A 20,295-nucleotide genomic window follows, 5' to 3' on the forward strand; every position below is an offset into this window, starting at 1 on the left:
GTGCGAATCGAGCAATCGCACACGCTACCGCACCAACGTTGGTTCCCAAGGCCTTTCGGGACGTTGCAACGAACCTGTTACCGCCGTTAGTCCTTCAGCTTGTGCCGGGTACGGTCCTCGCGAATGGGCACACCATTGCGTCCGTCGATGCTCTGCGAGTACAGGCCGATGGTGTACGCGACTCCGCCCGCGTTGATCTTGAGCGCGTCCTTGTTCACGTTGGCCAGGTTGTCGCCCGCCTGGTGGTAGTTCGGATCGAAGGGCTGGCCCGCCTTGCCGCCCCAGTCCCGAGCCTCATCGTCGGTCATCTTCTCCTCGGCCCCGGAGAAGATGCCGCCGGTCGGGATGCCCGCCCTGCTGAATGCGTCGTAGTCCGATCGGCCGTCGTATTCGGTGTCGTGGGCTTTCTTGCCCTGATCGGCAAGGTAGGCGACCTCGGTCCGCTCGATACCGGCCGAACCCTCCGGGATACGCACCGGAATCTCATTCGGATCGGCTTCTTCGGACAGGTCGCCGTCATAGGTGAGGTACGCGGCGTTCGGTGAACCGAGCATGTCGTAATTCAGATACAGGGCAATGTTTTTCAGCGCGTCCACGTCAAGGGATTTGACGTAGTCGGTGGAGCCGATGAGCCCTTCCTCCTCCGCACCCCAGAACGCAAACCTCACCGCGTTTTTCACGTCCGGGTTGGGACCCAACTGCAGCGCGGTCTCCAGAACCGCCGCGGTACCGGTGCCGTTGTCGTTGATGCCCGGCCCTTCCGGAACGCTGTCGAGGTGCGCACCGGCCATCACGACATCCGTCGTGGCACCCGTCTTGGTCTGGGCGATCACATTGCGTGCCTTGATGTCCTTGGTCTCCGCATCGACCTTGAGGACAACCTGGTCGGGATGTGCGCGCAGATCTGCTCCGGCCGACTTGGTGACGCCGACCACCGGAATCTTCGGGGTGGCATCCTCACCGAGGGTGCCACCCGCCTTGCTCTCATCGACATTGTCCGCGACGATCAGGCCGACCGCGCCGCGCTCGGCGGCCGCCCTCTCCTTCTCGGCGAACGGGCACGCTCCACGGTCGACCAGGACCACGGCGCCCTTGACATCCAGACCGTCGTAATCCTCGGCGGTGCAACCCGGCGATTCTTCCGCACGGGCCGCGACCAGCCGTCCCTGAACCTGGCCGCCCGGCGAGTACGACAGCACTGCGGCGTCGATCTTCTTGGGGCCGACGGTCAGATCCAACGATTTGGCCTGGAAGTACTTGAAGTCGAACTCGGGCGTCTGTACGTCGAATCCCTTGTCCTTCAGCGTTTTCACCACGTAGTCGACACTCTGATCGAAGCCGGGAGTGCCCACGGCCCGGGTGTTGTTGTTCTTGTCGGCGATCTCCTGAAGCTCCGAGAGGTGCTTCACGACGTTGTCGATGGTCACCTTCTCGTGCAGCGAGTGCGCGAAGCCGACCGCCTCCGCGGAGCCTGCCTGCGGCACCGAGCGGGGTGCGTCGCCGCCATCCCGATCGCACGCCGTCACCGTCGCCAGCGCGCATACCGCGGACACCGCAACCGCACACACAACCCGCTTGGTCCCCATGGTTCTCCCTTGTCCGACTTAGACGTCGCGTCGCTGCACGACGACCAAGGCCGCAGCGAGCGTGATGACAACCACGGTAGCAAAGTAGATGAGAGAGCCGGTGGTGCCCCAAACGAAGCGCACACCGTCGGAGGTGTACCAGGGCACACCGGTAAACCTGATTCCGTTGGCGAAAGGAAGGAAGGGCTGCAACGCCTTTCCGGCATCAGTGAGCCAGCCCAGCATCAACTCGAGCACTGTCGGCCACAACAGCAGCACTGCAACAGCGCCCGCGGTGTGCTTCAGCAACACACCCACCGCCACCGCGAGTACGGCACACAAGAACGCGTACACGCTCACCGAGCCAATCGTGTTCCACACACCGGCACTGTCGAGCGCCAAGTTCGCACCCGCCACCGATCCGGCCATGGCGCGCACCAACACGATCGAGGTCAGCGTGGTGACCGCGGTGACCACTGCCACCCAGACCCCCGCGACCAGGGCCTTGGCGCCGATTACCGACAACCTGTTGGGCGAGGCCTGAAAGGTGGTTCGCACCATCGCGGTTCGATTCTCATTGGTCACCGTCATCGCGGCGAGCACCATCAGCAGCGGCACCCCCACGACGGTCGCACCGCCCGCGGCGTCACCGGGGGTGATGGGCGCGTAGACAGAAGCCGATCCGCCCTGCAGGCCCGCTAATCCCAAACCCAAGGCCAGGGCAAGCAGGCTGCACCACACCGCAGAACGCGAGGTGGATACCTTGATCCGCTCGGCCGCGATAACGCCCATCAGTGAGCACCCTCCGCGTCGGCGGATACCTGACTGCGGTACTGCACGGCATCATCGGTCAGCGACAGGTACGCGTCCTCCAACGAAACCCGTTGCGGGGAAAGTTCGTACAACGTGACGCCACGACGTGCGGCAAGCTCGCCGACCTGTTCGATAAGAGCACCGCTGATTTCCAGCACGCTTGCCTCTCCACCGTGTTCCGAAACGTGCACCGAGAAGCCACTTTCTTCCGCCGCGGTACGCAAGGTCTCGAGTTGAGGGCTGCGCACCCGCACCACATCGGCACCGGCCCGACTGACGAACTCATGCATGGATGTCGCCGCGATAAGCCGGCCGCGGCCGATGACCACCAATTGGTCTGCCGTGTTGGCCATTTCGGAGAGCAGGTGGCTGGAGACCAGCACCGTGCGGCTCTGTGCGGCCAGACTCTGCATCAGGGTCCGAATCCAGTGGATGCCTTCGGGGTCCAGGCCGTTGACCGGTTCATCGAACAGCAGTACCTGGGGATCGCCGAGCAGCGCGACCGCGATGCCCAGCCGCTGCGACATACCCAGGGAGAAGGTGCCGGCATGACGACTGGCCACGTCGGTCAGCCCGACCATCTCCAGCACTTCGTCCACCCGCCGGGAGGGGATGTCATTGGCGGCGGCGATCCACCTCAGGTGATTACGCGCCGTCCGATTGGGGTGAAACTGCTTGGGGTCCAGCAGCGCCCCGACCTCGCGCAGTGGATGGTCGATCTCGTGATATTGCTTGCCGCCAATCGTCGCGGTCCCGGACGTCGGACGAGCCAGCCCGACGATCATGCGCAACGTCGTCGACTTACCTGCCCCATTGGGGCCCAGGAACCCGGTCACGACGCCCGGCTCGATGGTTACCGAGAGGTCATCGACCGCCGGGGTCTGCCCATAGACCTTGGTCAGCGACCGCAGTTCGATCATGCGGCCCACTATGCCAGCTATTGCACTGCGGGTCCGTCCGGTGCCGGGCTGGAGGCCTGCGCCCAAAATCGACGGGGTATGCGGCCGGCGTGACGAGCGAGGTGCCCGGCGGTTACGGCTGCTGCCATCGCCGCGGCCATACGTTCGGGATCGGCGGCGCGGGTCACGGCCGTCGCAAGCAGCACGGCATCGCAGCCGAGCTCCATCGCGAGCGCGGCATCGCTGGCGGTGCCGATTCCCGCGTCCAGGATCACCGGCACTCCGGCGGCCGCCACAATCATCTCGATGTTATGTGTGTTGGTGATGCCCAACCCGGTGCCGATGGGGGCTCCGAGTGGCATCACCGCGACACATCCCACGTCTTCCAATCTGCGAGCCAGCACCGGATCGTCGGTTGTATAGGGCAGTACCACGAACCCGTCGTCGACGAGTTGCTCGGCCGCACGCACCAACTCCACCGCGTCGGGAAGAAGCGTGCGTTCGTCGGCGATCACCTCCAACTTGATCCAGTTGGTCTCCAGCGCCTCGCGGGCCAGTTGCGCGGTCAGCACGGCCTCGGCGGAGCCGCGACATCCCGCGGTGTTGGGCAACGGCATGATGTCGAGTCGCTTGAGCAGATCCAGCACTCCGGTGCCCCCGGCGGCATCCACCCGCCGGATCGCGACGGTGGTCAGCTCGGTACCGGAGGCGAGCAGTGCCCGTTCCAGAATCGAGAGATTCGCGGCGCCCCCGGTCCCCATGATGAGCCGCGAACCGAATGAGCGGCCCGCGATACACAGCGGTTCATCTGCACTGACCACTGCGCCTACCCCCCTTGCACCGCGGTGACGACTTCGACCAGGGCACCGTCGGAAACGGTGGTGTCCCAATCGGATTTGGGCACGACAGTGTGGTTGATAGCCACCGCGATACCGCACTCGGGAAAGCCCAGTTGGTCGAGCAGCTGCCAGATGTTGGCACCCTCGGCGACCTCGCGTGCGTCACCATTTACCTGAATGTTCATCGGGCCTCCTGACTGTGTGCCTTCTCAAACCGGCGGGGATCGACGGCATTCGGCGACTCGCCTCCGCCAAGCACCACCCCGATCGTCTTCGCCGTCCACGGCGCGAGGAGAAACCCCGAGCGGCCATGACCGGCGGCCACGAGAGTCCGATCGTCGATCCTGCCCACCATGGGCAGATTGTCATCGGTCATCGGGCGCAGACCCGCCGCGCATTCGGCGAATTCGTACTCCCCCAGACAGGGCAGCACCGCGCACGCGTCGTCGAGCAGGTCCCGCACGCCTGCCACGGCAGGCGCGGTGTCATGGCCATGCTCGTACTGTGTGGCGCCGACGACGACACCGTCGTGCCGGGGCACCAGATAGACGTGACGTCCGTGTACCCGCGCCCGGATCACGTTCGTGGGCGGGGGCATCGCGCCGGGGCGCCGTCGCAACCGCAGCACCTCGCCCTTCACCGGACGAATCGGCAGATTCGCGAGAGTTGCCGCCTGCACCCCGTTCGCGATCACGATCTGATCGGCGGACGCCTCCTGGACGGCGGCAACCGCGGTGCCCATATGCACGCCCAGCGCCTCGCATTCGGCGGCCAACACGTGCAACACCGCTCGATTGTCGACGGCGAGTTCTTCGGGCGCGGTGAATCCGCGACGGATGTTCTGCGCCAGCAGCGGCTCGATATCGCGGGCGTTGGTGGTCGAGGCAACGGTGTGACCGCGCCCGGCCAGCCAGTCCGCCATGGTCCTCAGCTCGCCGACATCGGCCGTGTCGACGGCCACGGTGAGTGACCCCCGTGCGGTGATCACGGCACCTGCCACGTCCTCGTCGATGAAGCCGTCGCGCCAGATCCCGAGGGATTCGATACCCAGATCCAGCAGGTCATCCTCACCCGGCCAGGCCTCGCTGTAGGGCGCAAGCATGCCGCCCGCCACCCAGGACGGACCCTTTCGGCCGTCGTCGTGAACAGTGACCCGCCAGCCGAGGCGGGCGGCTTCACGTGCCACGGAAAGCCCGATGACCCCGCCGCCGATGACGGCGACAGAGCCTGATTGAGACGACATCACAATCGGAGTCACTCCCTTCGCCGGCATGACCCGGATCAGGTCGGACGGTCAGGGCTGGATTCGTTGGCCCACTCTCAGCCCGCTCATCCCGGGGCTCCCGCGTTACTTACACCTACAACGCTAGCGTCTTCGACTATGCACCCGCGTTCGGCCCGGCTTGGGTCTGCCCACCTCTATCTCTGCACCGACGCGCGCCGAGAGCGCGGCGATCTCGCCGAATTCGTGGACGCCGCCCTCGCCGGCGGAGTCGACATCGTGCAGCTGCGCGACAAGGGGTCCGTGGGTGAGCAGCAGTTCGGCCGGCTTGAGCCCTCCGAAGAACTCGAGTACCTGGCTGTTCTCGGTGCGGCCGCCGCGCGTCACGGCGCCCTGTTCGCGGTCAACGACCGTGCCGACATCGCCCGCGCGGCGGGGGCCGACGTCCTGCATCTCGGCCAGGATGACCTGCCTCTCGCGGTCGCCAGGGAGATCGTCGGTCCGGATGTGCTGATCGGCCGATCCACACATGATGCGGTCCAGGCCCGCGAGGCAGCCCTCGATACCGGGGTCGACTACTTCTGCTGCGGACCCTGCTGGCCGACGCCCACCAAACCGGGCCGCACCGCGGCCGGCCTCGAGCTTGTCAGCACGGCCGCTGCACTCGAGACTGCCAAGCCGTGGTTCGCGATCGGCGGTATCGACGAGGCACGGGTGCCCGAGGTGGTCGCGGCGGGAGCCTCGCGGATCGTCGTGGTGCGAGCGATCACCGCGTCCGTCGATCCCGGTGCGGCGGCAGCGTCCCTTCGCGAGCTAGTTCACCCAGCGCATACCGCACGCACGTAAATCACGCAGATCTGCTGCACCCGGTATGCGCTCGGCGTACGTCTCAGGGCCAGATCTGCGCCGGAGCCTCCGGATATTTCGCCTTCCAGCCCACCCATTGCGTATCGGTGGGCCCGATCGCGCTCTCGAGAATGGTCCACTTCGGGCCGGTCTTTCTGAGTAGACCCTCATACCGCGTCGGGTTGGAGCCGCCGGTGTCCTGCAGCTGACCATCGATCAGCGCCCAGTCGTCAGCACTCTTGAACGTCGTCACGTCGAGTTTGACGGGTTTACCCAGGTCGGCCTCGACGCGAGCAAGCGCGGCCGCCACCACCTCGTTGCGGTTGCCCGGCCCGCTCTCGGCTTTCTCTGAGCTGCAGGCGCCCATCAGCACGCTCGTGATCATCGCCAACGTCAGGAGAAAGCCGGTACGCATAACCGAACGCTACGGCAGTTGCCAGGCGAAACGCCCGGGCTCGAGCTCGACGGTACCGGGCCCGGAGAATCCGTTCGATGTCCCCTGCAGCGTCGTCACTACCCGCAGCAGCGGCCACGCCGACTTGAACCCGGGATGCAACCGCATCCCCTCGATCTTTTCCTCGGGCACCCATCGCAGTTCGGTGCTCTCGTGATTGGCCTCGGTGGGCAACAGCTCCGCGGCATCGGCAACGACCGTCGTGTAGGTCCAGTGCGCCTGGCCGTCAATGCGTTTGGTCACCACCGAGGAGCGGATGGTCATGGCGCCCGGCGCGATTCCCGCTTCCTCGGCTGCCTCCCGGACCGCTGCCTGCTCGGCGGACTCATGGCTGTCCCGCGCTCCGCCGGGCAACGCCCAGGTACCACCCTGATGACTCCACCAGGCCCGGTGCTGTAGCAGCACCGCAGGCTGACCGCTCGACAGCGGTGCGCGCAACAGCAAACCCGCTGCACCGAACCGCCCCCAGAATCGCGCACCCGTGTCGGCGACAACCCATCCGTCACCGTCGCCACGCACAGAGTCCACAGTAGAGCCACCAAAGACTAAATATGCTCTTAGACTTCCCATTAAGGCCGGGGAGAGGAAGGTACGAGGTGACTGTCGGGACGACGCGGTTAGCGCACCCGTCGACCGAGCCCGTCGGCGCGACAACACCTGTCGTGCCGGCTCATCCGTGGTGGTGGTTCCTCAAGTCCACCCCCGGCAAGATTCTGATGCTCGGTATCGTCCTGGCCACCGCCGGTGTGCTGTCCGCGGTGGCCACTTCGGCGAGCGTGCAGAACCGGCAACTCGCCCTGAGCACGGTGCTCAACCACACCGAACCGTTGGCCTACTCGGCCGGGCAGCTCTACAGCACCCTGTCGGTCGCCGACGCCGCAGCGACCACCGCGTTCATCGCGGGTACCGAACCGCAGGGCGTCCGTGAGAGGTACGAGCAGGCCATCACCGACGCCTCGACCGCGCTGGTCGCCGCGTCCAGCGGTCTCACCGACAGACCGATGCAGGAGCTGCTGAGCCGGATCAACGCCGAACTGTCGGTCTACACCGGACTCATCGAGACCGCGCGTACCAACAATCGGGCCAGCAATCCCGTCGGCGCCTCGTACCTGAGCGAGGCATCCGCGCTGATGCAGCACACGATCCTGCCGGACGCGCAGCTTCTCTACGAGGAAACGTCCAACCGCGTCGATCAGGAGACCAGCGCATCCACGCGGGTGCCCTTCCCGGTGATCCTCATCGTGCTGGCCACCATGATCGGTGGGGTGCTCGGCCATCGCTGGTTGTCCAAGCAGACGCGACGCATGATCAATCCCGGCATGCTGGCCGGTGGCGCGGCTCTACTGCTTATGGTGGTTTGGGTGGGTATCGCACTGGCCGTCTCCGCCTCGCTGGGCACCGACGCGCGCAATGGCGGCGCCCACTCACTGAAAACCATCACTCAGCTGGTCATCTCGGCCCAGCAGGCCCGCGCCGACGAGACGCTTGCACTGATCCGGCGCGGTGACGAGAGTGTTCGCAAGAAGTCCTACTACGACCGCATCGACGAGATGGAACGCAAGATCGGCGAGTATCTGGCCAACCCGGATGCCATTGCCCGCGCAGACCTGGAACGGGCGCAGCAGCTGCTCACCAGATGGCGGCTGGCCGACGACCGGATCAACGCCTACATCGGTGTCGGCAACTACCAGGCCGCTACCCAGGTGGCGCTGGGCAGCAGTGAATCGGACTCGACACCGGCCTTCGACAGCCTCGATGCGGCACTGCGCAACGGCGTCCAGGACAGCCGGCGCCAACTCCGCTCGGGTGTTCTGAATGCCGAACGCGCGTTGACCTTGTCCTCCGCGGGCGCGTTGATCCTCTCGGTGGGTGGCGCGATATGCGTGGGAGTCGGTCTGTGGCCGAGGCTGAGCGAGTACCGATGATGAGAACAGCGACGCAGGGCACGCCACGCAGACTTGCCGCGTTGGCGGTCGTCGCCACCGTGCTGGCCGGATGCTCGACGCCCGAGAACTCCACTCCGTTGCCACAGCTCACCGTGCCGAGGCCGACCCCTGCCGAGATGACCGAACAGGAACCCATCCTCGCGCCGTTGACCAAGGTCGATACCTCGTGCGACCCCACCGCGAGCCTGCGACCCACCAACGACCGGGCCGCCAACGACGACGCGGTCGCGGCGATCCGCAGGCGTGGCCGGCTCATCGTCGGGCTGGATATCGGGAGCAACTTGTTCAGCTTCCGCGACCCGATCACCGGCGAACTGACCGGATTCGATGTCGATATCGCCGGAGAGATCTCTCGCGACATCTTCGGCACCCCCGAGCGGGTGGAGTACCGGATTCTGTCCTCGGCGGATCGCATCGCGGCATTGAAGAATTCGACCGTCGACATCGTGGTGAAGACCATGACCATCACCTGCGCCCGACGCAAAGAGGTCAATTTCTCGACCGTCTATCTGATGACCTACCAACGGATTCTGACAAGCCGGGATTCGGGTATCACCAACGCGCAGGACCTCTCCGGCAGACGGGTGTGCGCCGCGCGCGGCACCACCTCCTTGAACCGTCTCTCGCAGATCACTCCGCCGCCGGTGATCATGTCGGTGGTGACGTGGGCGGATTGCCTTGTGGCGCTGCAACAACGCCAGGTGGATGCGGTGAGCACCGACGACTCGATACTCGCCGGCCTGATGTCCCAGGATCCGTATCTGCACATCATCGGGCCCAACATGAGCGATGAGCCGTACGGAATCGGTATGAAGCTCGAGAACACCGATCTGGTTCGGTACGTCAATCGCACCCTGGAACGCATCCGGCGCGACGGTACCTGGAATGCCTTGTACCGCAAGTGGCTGAGCGTGCTGGGGCCCGCACCCGCACCTCCGAGCGCAAAGTACCGGGACTGATGAGTAACGATCCCGACAGCCTGGAGGACCCGGAGGGTCTCGTCGACGACGCAGTCGAAGACGAGGGTCCGGGCACGCGGCCCGCGTCTCTGGCGGATCTGGATGCGGACTCCGCGTCCACGATGCGTCCCATGGCGACCCAGGCCGTGTTCCGCGCCCCCGATTTCACCCAGCCCACCACGCAACCCACCACACAGCCAGAGGTCCGCGCCACCACCACGCGAGTTCGACTCTCCCCCACTCGCCGGCTCGGCGGCGGCCTGGTCGAGATCCCGCGCGTTCCGGAAATCGACCCACTGGCCGCCTTGATGACCAATCCTGTGGTCGAAGAGTCCAAGCGATTCTGCTGGAACTGCGGTAAACCGGTGGGGCGCTCCACCGAGAACGGCCCCGCCTGCAGCGAGGGCACCTGCCCGGCCTGCGGCTCCACCTTTTCTTTTCTGCCGCAACTGAATCCCGGCGACGTGATCGCCGGGCAGTACGCCATCAAGGGCTGCATCGCACACGGCGGACTGGGGTGGATCTACCTCGCGGTGGACCGCAACGTCAACGACCGTCCGGTGGTGCTCAAGGGCCTGGTGCATTCCGGCGACGCCGAGGCACAGAACATCGCGATGGCCGAGCGGCGATTCCTCGCCGAGGTTGCGCACCCCTCGATCGTGAAGATCTTCAACTTCGTCGAACACCCCGACCAGCACGGGAACCCGGTCGGGTACATCGTGATGGAGTACGTCGGCGGCACCTCGCTCAAACAACCCAAGGGCAAAGCCCTACCCGTAGCACAGGCCATTGCCTACATGCTGGAAATCCTTCCGGCACTGGGCTTTCTGCACTCGGTTGGGCTCACCTACAACGACCTCAAACCCGAGAACATCATGGTCACCGAGGAGCAGCTCAAACTCATCGACCTGGGCGCGGTGGCCGCGCTCAACGCCTACGGCAACCTGTACGGAACTCCCGGGTACCAGGCACCCGAAATCTCCAGGACCGGACCCACTGTCGCATCGGATATCTACACAGTGGGGCGCACCCTCGCGGTGCTGACCTTGCGGATGCCCACCCGCAAGGGCCGATACAAGGACGGGCTACCGAACGAAGAGCCGGTGCTCGCCAAGTACGACTCGTATCACCGACTCTTGCGCCGCGCCATCGACCCCGATCCCACCGCACGATTCGGCAGCGCGGAGGAGATGGCCACTCAGCTGGTGGGAGTGCTGCGCGAGGTGGTGGCGCTGGACTCGGGCACTCCACGCCCGGGCATGTCCACCCTGTTCAGCCCGTCCCGGTCCACCTTCGGGGTCGACCTGCTGGTGGCCCATACCGACGTCTATGTCGACGGATTGGCTCACCCGCCGAGCCTGACGGCACCGGATATCGTGACGGCTCTTCAGGTTCCGCTGCTGGACCCCACCGACGTGGGCGCCGCCATCCTGCAGGCGACCGTGCTGAGCCAGCCGATACAGACCCTCGAGTCACTGAAGGGCGCACGACTGGGGCGAATCGATGCCGACGGCGTGGATCTGACCGAATCGATGGAACTGCCCCTGATGGAGGCGCGTGCGCTCCTCGATCTGGGCGATGTCGCCAAGGCCAACAGCAAGCTGGATCAGCTCGAAGACCGGGTGGGCACCCCGTGGCGACTGACCTGGTACCGCGGCATGGCAGCCCTTCTCAACGGCGACTATGACCAAGCCACAAAGCATTTCACTGCCGTGTTGGATTTTCTGCCCGGTGAGATAGCCCCCAAGATGGCACTGGCCGCGACCGCCGAACTTGCCAATGACGAGAAGAACCTCGACTTCTATCGCACCGTCTGGTCCACCGACAACAGCGTCATCTCCGCGGGATACGGGTTGGCCCGCACACTGGCCTCCCGCGGGGAGCGGGCCGAGGCGGTGCGCATGCTCGACAACGTGCCCCCCACATCGCGCCATTTCACCACCGCGCGCCTCACCAGTGCCGTCACCCTGCTCTCGGGCCGTACGCTCTCCGAGGTCACCGAGGACGATATCCGCGAGGCGGCCCGCAGGGTCGAAGCACTACCCGAGACGGAACCGCGTGTACTGCAGATCCGCGCGCTGGTGCTCGGGACGGCACTGGACTGGATCAAGACCAATCATTCGACCGGACACCACATCCTGGGAGTACCGTTCACCAAACGCGGCCTGCGCCAGGGCGTCGAGCGGAGCCTGCGGGCGCTGGCCCGCCGGGCCACCGAGCGCGCCCACCGCTACGCACTGGTGGACCTGGCCAACGCCACCCGACCAACCTCACTGCTCTAGGGCCGCACCCACCGCCGCCCTGGCGATGGCCAGTTCCTCGTTGGTCGGTACCACCAGCACCGTCACCCGCGATGCATCGGTGGATATGCGGCGAATCTCACCGGACCGCACCAGGTTCCGCTCGGGGTCGATCTCTATGCCGAACACTTCCAACCCGGCCATGGCATCGGCACGCAGCACTGCGTCGTTCTCGCCCGCCCCGGCGGTGAAGGAGATGACATCGGCACCACCCAGTGTCGCGATGTAGGCGCCGATGTACTTGCGCAGCCGATGCACATACACGTTGTACGCAAGCTGCGCCGACGCATCGCCCGCCTCGATCAGCCGGTGAATCTCACGAAAATCGTTGGCCCCGCACAGGCCGAGCATGCCGGAACGGCGGTTGAACACCGTGTCGATCTCATCGATGCTCATGCCGTGGCGCGCCAGATGGAACACGATGCCGGCGTCGATATCGCCGGTGCGGGTGCCCATCACCAGACCCTCCAGTGGGGTCAGGCCCATCGAGGTCTCCACTGCGCGGCCGTGCAGGATCGCCGATGCCGAGGCGCCGTTGCCCAGGTGCAGCACGATCTGGTTGATGTCGGCATACGCACGCCCCAGGAAGCCGGCGGCCTGCTGTGACACGTACTGGTGCGAGGTTCCGTGGAATCCATAGCGCCGCACGCCATATCGCTCGGCGACCTCACGATCGAGGGCATAGGTGGCCGCAGCGGGCGGCAGGCTGTAGAAGAACGCGGTGTCGAACACCGCCACCTGCGGCACGTCGGGTAGCAGACGCCGGGCCACCTCGATGCCCTGCACACCGGCCGGGTTGTGCAGGGGCGCCAGCGAGGACAGCTCAGCGATCTGCGCGACCACGGCGTCGTCGAGCACCGTAGGCTCATGGAACTTCTGGCCGCCGTGCACCACACGGTGACCGACCACTTCCACGTCGTCGGTGTTGATGGAGTCGAAGACCAACCGCAGCGCCTCTTCGTGATTGCGGACCGGCTCTTCACCGATGAGGCTCTCGGCCGAAGAGGAAACGGCCCCGATGCGCTCCACCAGCCCGTGCGCGTCCACCCGGCCCGAATCCGGTTCGATGAGCTGATATTTCACCGAAGACGAGCCGCAGTTCAGGACCAGTACCGCGCTCATCGGGTCAGATCCTGGGCCTGGATCGCGGTGATCGCGACCGTGTTGACGATGTCCTCCACCAGAGCGCCGCGGGAGAGATCATTGATGGGTTTGCGCAAGCCCTGCAGCACAGGCCCGATGGCGATGGCCCCGGCGCTGCGTTGCACCGCCTTGTAGGTGTTGTTTCCGGTGTTGAGGTCCGGAAAAATCAGCACCGTCGCGCGTCCGGCGACCGGGGAGTCGGGCATCTTGGTGGCTGCCACCGAGGGCTCCACTGCCGCGTCGTACTGGATGGGCCCCTCGACCAGCAGCTCGGGCTGCCTGGTACGAACCAATTCGGTTGCGATACGAACCTTTTCGACCTCGGCGCCGCTACCCGAGTTTCCCGTCGAGTAGGACAGCATCGCAACCCGTGGGTCGATGCCGAACTGGGCGGCCGTGCGCGCCGAGGAGATGGCGATATCAGCCAGCTGCTCGGAGGTGGGGTCGGGCACGATGGCGCAGTCGCCATAGGCCAATACCCGGTCGGCCAGGCACATCAGGAAGATGCTGGACACCGTGGAGACATCCGGGTTGGTCTTGATGATCTCGAAGGCGGGACGCACGGTGTGCGCGGTGGTGTGCGCCGCGCCCGACACCATGCCGTCGACGATGTCGTTGTACACCAGCATGGTGCCGAAGTACGAGACGTTGCGCATGATCTCGCGCGCACGATCAGGGGTCATGCCCTTGTGCTTGCGCAGCTCGAAGTACTGGCCCGCGAACTGCTCGGCGAGCTCACTGGTCTTGGGGCTGACCACCAGGGCATTCGAGATATCCACGCCCAGCTCAGCTGCGCGGGAACGAATTTCCGCCTCTTCACCCAGGATGGTCAGATCTGCGACCTGGCGCTGCAGCAGCCGCCCGGCCGCCTTGAGGATCCTGTCGTCGTCGCCCTCCGGGAGCACGATGCGCTTACGGTTGTCCCGCGCCCGATCCAGCAGCTGATACTCGAACATCTGCGGCGTGGTGACCGATGGGATCGGAATGGCCAGCTGCGCGATGAGATCCGTGCCGTCGACATATCGATCCATCAGCGCCAGCGCGGTGTCGATCTTGCGGGCCGAGGCCACCGTGACCCGGCCGCGGGCATGCGCTGCGGCGCTCGCGGTCTCGAACGTGCCCGAATCCGTCTCGATGATCGGCAACCGCAGCCCGATCCCGTCCACCAGGTCGGCGATCCGCGGGTGCAGCTTCAGTCCGCCGTTGAGGATGATCGCGGACAGCGATGGAAATCCTTCCGCCACATGCGCGCTCGCCACCGCCAGCAGCACATCGGATCGGTCGGCGGGAAAGATGACGGCCTGCCCCTCTTGTAGGCGCTCCAAGCAATGCTCGGCGGTCATGCCCGCCACCATGAAGCTGGTGGCCTCGCGTGACAGTAACGCCTCGTCGCCGCTGACCAAGGATCCCTTGACCGCTTTCATGAGTTCTTCCACCGACGGCGAGACCAGCAGCGGCACCTCGGGCAGCACCCAGGCGGGCTTGTCGAAACGCGATAACGCTTGGCGCACCTCGTCCAGTTGGGCGGGATCACATCGATTGGCGACAATGGCGGCGGTGTGTGCTCGCTGCACCTTGAGCTCGCCGAGACAGACCTCGGCAAGGGCCGCCACTTCGTCCGGCGTTCGATCGAATCCCTTGATGGTCAACAGAACCGGGGCACCGAGATTGACCGCGATGCGGGCGTTGGTACTCAGCTCGCTGGGACTTGCGACGTCGGTGTAGTCGCTACCGACGATCACCACAGCATCACAGCGCTCCGCGACCGCGTGGTACCTGTCGACGATCTGGGCGATCGCCGCATCTGGATCCTGATGGAGGTCGTGGTACGAGACGCCGAGACAATCCTCATAGGCGATGTCGGCGGTGCTCTGCTCCAGTAGCAGTTCCAGGATGTAGTCCACGCTCTCCCCGGACCGCGCGATGGGGCGGAACACACCCACACGCGCCACCGACGCGGCCAGCCGATGCATCACACCCAGTGCGACGGTGGACTTTCCGGTATCACCTTCGGGCGAGGCAATGTAGATACTGGATGCCTTCAATCCTCTAGCCTCGGTCATGCACGCCTTCCTACACGAGTGAATCGCAGCGTCAGAATCTTGAACGGACGCAATGTCAATTGAATATCGTTTACCCAGAGTTTGATCGCATCCGGATACTCGATCGGCCGTTCCAGAAGATCGGTCACGGCCACCCCGTCATGGCTGAAATCCGCATGGATGGTCACATCGGCCCGTCCACCGCGCGACTCGTAGAGCCGGACGATCAGATCACCGCTGCGGTCATTGGCCAGCTTCACCGATTCCACGACTACGGCCGGGTTATCCAGGCTGACAAGAGGTTCGATACCGGCCGCGGCGCCTTCGACGACCCGCGTGTCTAGGTTGCGCCGGTACCCCTGCTCGACGGCGTCGCCGATCGTCGCGCCGGGTCGCACCGAGAACCTCAATCGGTGACGTCCCTGGTCGCAATCGGGATCCGGGAACAGCGGGGCCCTCAAAAGGGACATCCGCACCACGGTGGTGGCGCCGCGTCTGCTGATGTCGTGTCCGTAGGTCGAATCGTTGGCCACCGCCACCCCGTATCCGGATTCGCCCACATGCACCCAGCGGTGCGCACAGATCTCGAATTTGGCTTCGTCCCACGAGGTGTTGGCGTGCGTGGGCCGATACACATGGCCGAACTGGGTTTCCGACGCCGATCGGTCGGCCTGCACGTCGAACGGGAACGCCAATTTGAGCAGTTTCTCGGACTCGTGCCAGTCGATATCGATCTCGATGTCCAGCGCGGGCGAACCGTCCTGCAGTGTGATGCGTTGTACAAGATGCGAATTGCCGAATTCACGCTCGATTACCAGCGCACCGTCCGCGGCGACAACCGAGCTGGCCGACGTCAGATTGGTGACAGTGTTCCGGTAGAAGCCATCGATATCCCAGGCATCCCACTGGTTCGGGGTATCGCGATGCAACTGCAGCAGGTTTCCCGGCGCCGCCATGGCCTCCCGGCCCGTGGCAGCATCGACCAGGGAGACCAACAGCCCGTCAGCATCGAAGGTGGCCGCCAGAATCCCGTTGTCCAACAGGAAATCTCCCCCACTCTTCACGGGAGTGACGGATGCGGGCCGATCGGCGACGACGGCGCCCAGCGCTGGTACCCCATCGCGATCATGCGGCGCGGCATTGAAGGCCAGCCTGCGGTCGCCCTTGCCCGCCAGGGTTCGTGTCGCGGATTCGATAATGGCTTCCAGCCTTGTCGCGATCGCCGCGTAGTTCCGTTCGGCGTCCCGGTGGACCCAGGCGATAGAGCTGCCGGGCAGGATGTCGTGGAACTGCTGCAACAGCACCAGCTTCCAGATCTCGTCCAGCTCGTCGTAGGGGTAGTCATACCCGGAATGAACCGCAGCCGTCGCCGCCCACAGCTCTGCCTCGCGCAGCAGGTGCTCGCTGCGACGGTTTCCCTGCTTCGTGTTCGCCTGCGAGGTGTAGGTGCCACGGTGCAGTTCCAGGTAGAGCTCACCGGACCAGCGCGGAGGGTTGACGTATTCGGCTTGGGCGGCGGCGAAGAACTCCGCCGGGGTACCCAGCGCCACGGTCGGTGAGCCTTCCAGGGACCGCTTTCGTGTTGCGTAGGCGAGCATTTCGCGGGTGGGGCCACCGCCCCCGTCTCCGTAGCCGAAGGGCACCAGCGACATGGTGCCGGCCCCGGAGTCGCGGTAGTTGCGCTGAGCATGCGCGAGGTCGCCGCCGCCCAGATCGGAGTTGTAGGTGTCGACGGGCGGGAAATGCGTGAACACCCCGGTGCCGTCGATCCCTTCCCAGATGAAGGTGTGGTGCGGCATCCGATTGACCGAGTTCCATGAAATCTTCTGTGTCAAAAAGTATTCCGATCCGGCGGCGGTGACGATCTGGGGCATCGCCGCGGAGTAACCGAACGAGTCGGGCAACCACACCTCCGGGGTGTCGATCCCGAACTCGTCGAGGAAGAACTGCTTACCCGCCACGAACTGGCGGGCCATCGCCTCCGAGCCGGGCATGTTCGTATCGGCCTCGACCCACATGCCGCCCACCGGAATGAACTGTCCCGCAGCTACTTTTTCCTTGATACGGGCGAACAGGGTGGGGTATTTGTCCTTGATCCACGCGTACTGCTGTGCCGAGGAGCAGGCGAATCGGAAGTCCGGATGCCGGTCCATCAGGTCGACCATGTTCGAGAAGGTTCGCGCACACTTGCGGACCGTCTCACGCACCGGCCACAGCCACGCCGAATCGATATGCGCGTGCCCGACGGCGGTGATCCGATGGGCGCTGGCATATGCGGGGCGCGCCAGCACCTCGGCGAGTTCGGCACGCCCGGCGGCCGCGGTACCCGCAAGATCCTCGGGATCCAGCGTGTCCACCATGCGTTCCAGCGCGCGCAGAATCTCGTGGCGGCGCGGCAGATCCTCGGGGAGCGTATGCATCAACCCGTCCAGGGTGGCGACGTCCTGCTGCAGCCCCCACAGGTTCAGATCGCGCAGCGCAAGGTCGACACCACCCAGCCGGTACAGCGCCTCGTCGCCGGACGTAGCCTTGTCCCCCAACGGCATTGGCGACCAGAAGTGCTTACCGATGTCCGGATTGGCGGCGGCCTCGATGTAGAAGTCCACCGGCGCATCCGGATCATCGATGGGCACGAACGCGTTGCGCGGCGCGATGCCCTTCACTACGGTGCCGTCGGGTCGGTACACCAACCCCTCGGCGTTGAAGCCCGGTCCGCCGGTGAAGCCGAGCTCGACCCTCATCTCCGGGGCACCCCCGGTCCGACCGCGCCACCGCTCCGGAACGGTTCCCGTCACGTGCAGCCACATCGTCGACCAGGGCGGTCCCCAGGGCGTCCCGGGAGTGATCTCAGTGAATTCCTGCGCCGCCGCCTCTGCGAACGGCACCGGCTCGCCCGGTGCGGTCCACGCCGTCAGCGTCAGCGGCGCCGAATCGACGTAGATGGCACAGTTCAGCCGCTTATCGACGAAACGCCGAATGCGGTCCTCAACAATTCGCCGGTCGTCATGCATGGCCTGACCCTATCGGCTCGCCGACTTCGCTCTAGGAGCTCTCGCCAAGACGAACAGTGACCGTCACGCGGCCGCTGTCGTCTTTTCGTGCGATTCCGTAACCGGGCATGTCAACTCCGTTGAGCCGGAGCTGCAGCGGCCTACCCTCGCCGAGGAAGTTGCGCCACCATTTCTTGCTCTCGGGGATGCCGACCCAGATCACGATGTCGTCTCCCGACCGCCAGTAGTTCACCGGCGTGCTGAAGATCTGCCCGGATCGACGGCCGGTGTAGGTGACGACGGTGAAGTACCGGCCCGCCAAGCTGCGCAGTCCGGGCACGTTCAATGCCATCACCGGCACGGTGTTCACCGCATCGATAAAGCGACGAAATAGGGAACTCATCTGTACCTAACGGTCTTCGCGTAAGCGCTCATCCCAGCTTACGGAGACGAGGTTCAAGATCGTTCTTGAACAGCTCCAGGAACCGCTTCTGGTCGTGTCCGGGCGAGTGGAACACCAGGTGGTTCAGGCCCCAGCCCACATAATCGGCGACCTTCGCGACCGCCTCGTCCGGGTCGGAGGCAACGATCCAGCGCTTGGCCACCTGCTCGATGGGCAGCTCGTCGGCGGCGCGCTCCATCTCGATGGGGTCGTGGATGCTGTGCTTCTGCTCGGGAGTCAGCGACAGCGGCGCCCAGAAGCGGGTGTTCTCCAGCGCCTTTTCCGGATCGGGGTCGTAGGAGATCTTGATCTCGATCATCCGGTCGATGTCGTCGAAGTTGCGCTCGGCCAGTGCGGCACCCTCCTTGACGGCGGGGATGAGCTTGTCCTTGTACAGCTCCTCGCCCTTGCCGGAGGTGCAGATGAATCCGTCGCCGGCACGTCCCGCGTACTTGGCGACGACGGCACCACCGGCGGCGATGTACACGGGGATACCGCCCTCGGGCACGTCGTAGATGGCGGCGCCCTGCGTGCGGTAGTACTCGCCCTCAAAATCAACGCGCTCACCGGTCCACAGTTCGCGCATGAGCCGGACCGACTCGCGCAGCCGCGCGAAGCGCTCCTTGAATTCCGGCCATTCACCGATGAACCCGGTGGCGATCTCGTTGAGCGCCTCACCGGTGCCCACACCCAAGAAGATACGACCCGGGTACAGACACCCCATGGTGGCGAAGGCCTGTGCGGTGACCGCCGGGTTGTACCGGAAAGTCGGGGTCAGCACCGAGGTACCGAGCTGCAGGCGCTGGGTGCGCTCTCCGACGGCCGTCATCCAGGCCAGCGAGAACGGCGCGTGACCACCGTTGTATCGCCACGGCTGGAAATGGTCGCTCACGGTCGCACTGTCGAAACCGTGCGACTCGGTGGCGACCGCCAACTCGACGAGCTCACGCGGCGCGAACTGCTCCGCCGATGCCTTGTATCCCAGCTTCAGTTCCCGTGCCATCCGCGCGCTCCTCGCCTCAAGGGTGCTTACCGCTCATCGCAAGTTCTCCAACCACCCTAACCAAGGACTCATTACTCTCTATTTCATGGTCGAGATCACCGAAGTCAGCGACGCCGTGCATGTGGTCAACGGAGAGGCGGTCAACTGGGTCATCGCATCGGATGATTCGGGAGTCGCGCTGTTCGACTCCGGCTACCCGGGCGATCGCGACGACGTCCTGAAATCCATTGCGGCGCTGGGACACAAGCCACAGGACGTGCGAGCCGTGGTACTCACACACGGTCATATCGACCACATGGGGACGGCGATCTGGTGGGCCGCCGAACACGGTGTCCCGGTGTATGCCCACAACGCAGAGTTGGGCAATGTGCGGCGCGACTACGTGGATCAGGCCGAGCCCTTCAAGGTGGTGCTGAACCTGTGGCGACCCGGATGGCTGCCGTGGATCATCCACGCCATGCGGCTGGGAGCCGGGGTCCGTGACGGTATCCCGACGGCGGCTCCGCTCGGTCCCGAGCTCGCGGACCTGCCGGGTGCACCCGTTCCCATTCCGACCCCCGGTCACTCCGGAGGTCACTGCTCATTCCTGGTCGCCGGTCACGTGCTGGTGGTCGGAGACGCCATCATCACCGGGCACCCGATCGCGAGCCGTTCGGGACCTCAGCTGCTGCCCACTCCATTCACCAAGGACATGGAGCAGGCACGTCGCAGTGCGCAGGCTCTGGCCGAGGTGGACGCCGATGTGCTGGCTCCGGGGCATGGCCCGGCGTGGACGGGGTCACTGCGCGACGCGGTCGAGATCGCCCTGCGCGCCTAACGCAGAGTGTCGGGT

General features: G+C 65.2%; 18 protein-coding genes and 1 riboswitch. Of the genes, 5 read left to right on the forward strand and 13 right to left on the reverse strand.

What is annotated here, in order from left to right; translation table 11 throughout:
- Positions 1-86: 86 nt before the first annotated feature.
- The 6 genes from MSTE_RS21635 to thiO form a co-directional block, all read right to left on the reverse strand.
- Positions 87-1,586 carry a M28 family metallopeptidase gene (locus tag MSTE_RS21635; protein ID WP_096504294.1) on the reverse strand — a complete coding sequence of 500 codons (1,500 nt, stop codon included), beginning with the start codon at positions 1,584-1,586 and terminating at the stop codon, positions 87-89.
- Between the two features lie 18 nt (positions 1,587-1,604).
- A complete protein-coding gene (locus tag MSTE_RS21640) occupies positions 1,605-2,357 on the reverse strand; it encodes an ABC transporter (protein WP_096504296.1) in 753 nt (250 codons plus the stop codon).
- Positions 2,357-3,298: an ABC transporter ATP-binding protein gene (locus tag MSTE_RS21645; protein ID WP_096504298.1), complete on the reverse strand. Its 942-nt coding sequence runs from the start codon at positions 3,296-3,298 to the stop codon at positions 2,357-2,359. Before MSTE_RS21645 ends, MSTE_RS21640 begins: the two co-directional genes overlap by 1 nt.
- Before the next feature lie 17 nt (positions 3,299-3,315).
- Positions 3,316-4,038, reverse strand: a complete 723-nt coding sequence (gene thiG / locus MSTE_RS21650) for a thiazole synthase (protein ID WP_231897138.1) — start codon at positions 4,036-4,038, stop codon at positions 3,316-3,318.
- A gap of 65 nt (positions 4,039-4,103) precedes the next feature.
- A complete protein-coding gene (gene thiS / locus MSTE_RS21655; protein ID WP_096504302.1) occupies positions 4,104-4,301 on the reverse strand; it encodes a sulfur carrier protein ThiS in 198 nt (65 codons plus the stop codon).
- Positions 4,298-5,359: a glycine oxidase ThiO gene (thiO, locus tag MSTE_RS21660; RefSeq protein WP_162291494.1), complete on the reverse strand. Its 1,062-nt coding sequence runs from the start codon at positions 5,357-5,359 to the stop codon at positions 4,298-4,300. Before thiO ends, thiS begins: the two co-directional genes overlap by 4 nt.
- A riboswitch (TPP riboswitch) is annotated at positions 5,358-5,473 on the reverse strand. Its footprint overlaps the gene before it by 2 nt.
- 24 nt (positions 5,474-5,497) lie before the next feature.
- Here thiO and thiE point away from each other — a divergent pair.
- Entirely contained in the window at positions 5,498-6,184 is a 687-nt protein-coding gene (thiE, locus tag MSTE_RS21665; RefSeq protein WP_096504306.1) for a thiamine phosphate synthase, read from the forward strand.
- A 43-nt stretch (positions 6,185-6,227) separates the two neighbouring features.
- Here thiE and MSTE_RS21670 read toward each other — a convergent pair whose 3' ends face one another.
- Together MSTE_RS21670 and MSTE_RS21675 are read right to left on the reverse strand one after the other, a co-directional pair.
- Entirely contained in the window at positions 6,228-6,599 is a 372-nt protein-coding gene (locus MSTE_RS21670) for a hypothetical protein (protein ID WP_096504308.1), read from the reverse strand.
- Between the two features lie 9 nt (positions 6,600-6,608).
- The gene (locus tag MSTE_RS21675; RefSeq protein ID WP_096506231.1) at positions 6,609-7,157 is read right to left on the reverse strand and encodes an NUDIX domain-containing protein; all 549 of its coding nucleotides are present in this window, start codon (positions 7,155-7,157) and stop codon (positions 6,609-6,611) included.
- A gap of 77 nt (positions 7,158-7,234) precedes the next feature.
- Between MSTE_RS21675 and MSTE_RS21680 the strand changes: the two genes are divergently transcribed.
- Genes MSTE_RS21680 through MSTE_RS21690 form a run of 3 tightly spaced genes read left to right on the forward strand, consistent with a single transcriptional unit; the run spans position 7,235 to position 11,825 of the window.
- Entirely contained in the window at positions 7,235-8,563 is a 1,329-nt protein-coding gene (locus tag MSTE_RS21680; RefSeq protein ID WP_096504310.1) for a hypothetical protein, read from the forward strand.
- The gene (locus MSTE_RS21685) at positions 8,560-9,543 is read left to right on the forward strand and encodes a glutamate ABC transporter substrate-binding protein (RefSeq protein WP_096506233.1); all 984 of its coding nucleotides are present in this window, start codon (positions 8,560-8,562) and stop codon (positions 9,541-9,543) included. The genes MSTE_RS21680 and MSTE_RS21685 overlap by 4 nt, the downstream gene beginning before the upstream one ends.
- Positions 9,543-11,825, forward strand: a complete 2,283-nt coding sequence (locus tag MSTE_RS21690) for a serine/threonine-protein kinase PknG (protein WP_096506235.1) — start codon at positions 9,543-9,545, stop codon at positions 11,823-11,825. Before MSTE_RS21685 ends, MSTE_RS21690 begins: the two co-directional genes overlap by 1 nt.
- Here the strand turns inward: MSTE_RS21690 and MSTE_RS21695 are convergent.
- The 5 genes from MSTE_RS21695 to fgd are packed head-to-tail and all read right to left on the reverse strand — an operon-like array spanning position 11,814 to position 19,463.
- Complete coding sequence (locus MSTE_RS21695) at positions 11,814-12,965, reverse strand: acetate kinase (protein WP_096504312.1); 1,152 nt, start codon at positions 12,963-12,965, stop codon at positions 11,814-11,816. The two genes, MSTE_RS21690 and MSTE_RS21695, sit on opposite strands and share 12 nt — an antisense overlap.
- Complete coding sequence (gene pta / locus MSTE_RS21700) at positions 12,962-15,049, reverse strand: phosphate acetyltransferase (protein ID WP_096504314.1); 2,088 nt, start codon at positions 15,047-15,049, stop codon at positions 12,962-12,964. Before pta ends, MSTE_RS21695 begins: the two co-directional genes overlap by 4 nt.
- Positions 15,046-18,039, reverse strand: coding sequence for an alpha-mannosidase (locus tag MSTE_RS21705; protein WP_096504316.1), 2,994 nt, complete (start codon positions 18,037-18,039; stop codon positions 15,046-15,048). Before MSTE_RS21705 ends, pta begins: the two co-directional genes overlap by 4 nt.
- A 31-nt stretch (positions 18,040-18,070) precedes the next feature.
- A complete protein-coding gene (locus MSTE_RS21710; RefSeq protein WP_096504318.1) occupies positions 18,071-18,421 on the reverse strand; it encodes a nitroreductase/quinone reductase family protein in 351 nt (116 codons plus the stop codon).
- A 28-nt stretch (positions 18,422-18,449) separates the two neighbouring features.
- Complete coding sequence (fgd, locus tag MSTE_RS21715) at positions 18,450-19,463, reverse strand: glucose-6-phosphate dehydrogenase (coenzyme-F420) (protein WP_096504320.1); 1,014 nt, start codon at positions 19,461-19,463, stop codon at positions 18,450-18,452.
- An 85-nt stretch (positions 19,464-19,548) separates the two neighbouring features.
- On the opposite strand from fgd, the gene MSTE_RS21720 reads away from it, so the two are divergent.
- A complete protein-coding gene (locus MSTE_RS21720) occupies positions 19,549-20,280 on the forward strand; it encodes an MBL fold metallo-hydrolase (RefSeq protein WP_096504322.1) in 732 nt (243 codons plus the stop codon).
- The last annotated feature ends 15 nt before the right edge of the window (positions 20,281-20,295 follow it).

It is taken from the genome of [Mycobacterium] stephanolepidis (genome assembly GCF_002356335.1).
GTDB lineage: Bacteria > Actinomycetota > Actinomycetes > Mycobacteriales > Mycobacteriaceae > Mycobacterium > Mycobacterium stephanolepidis.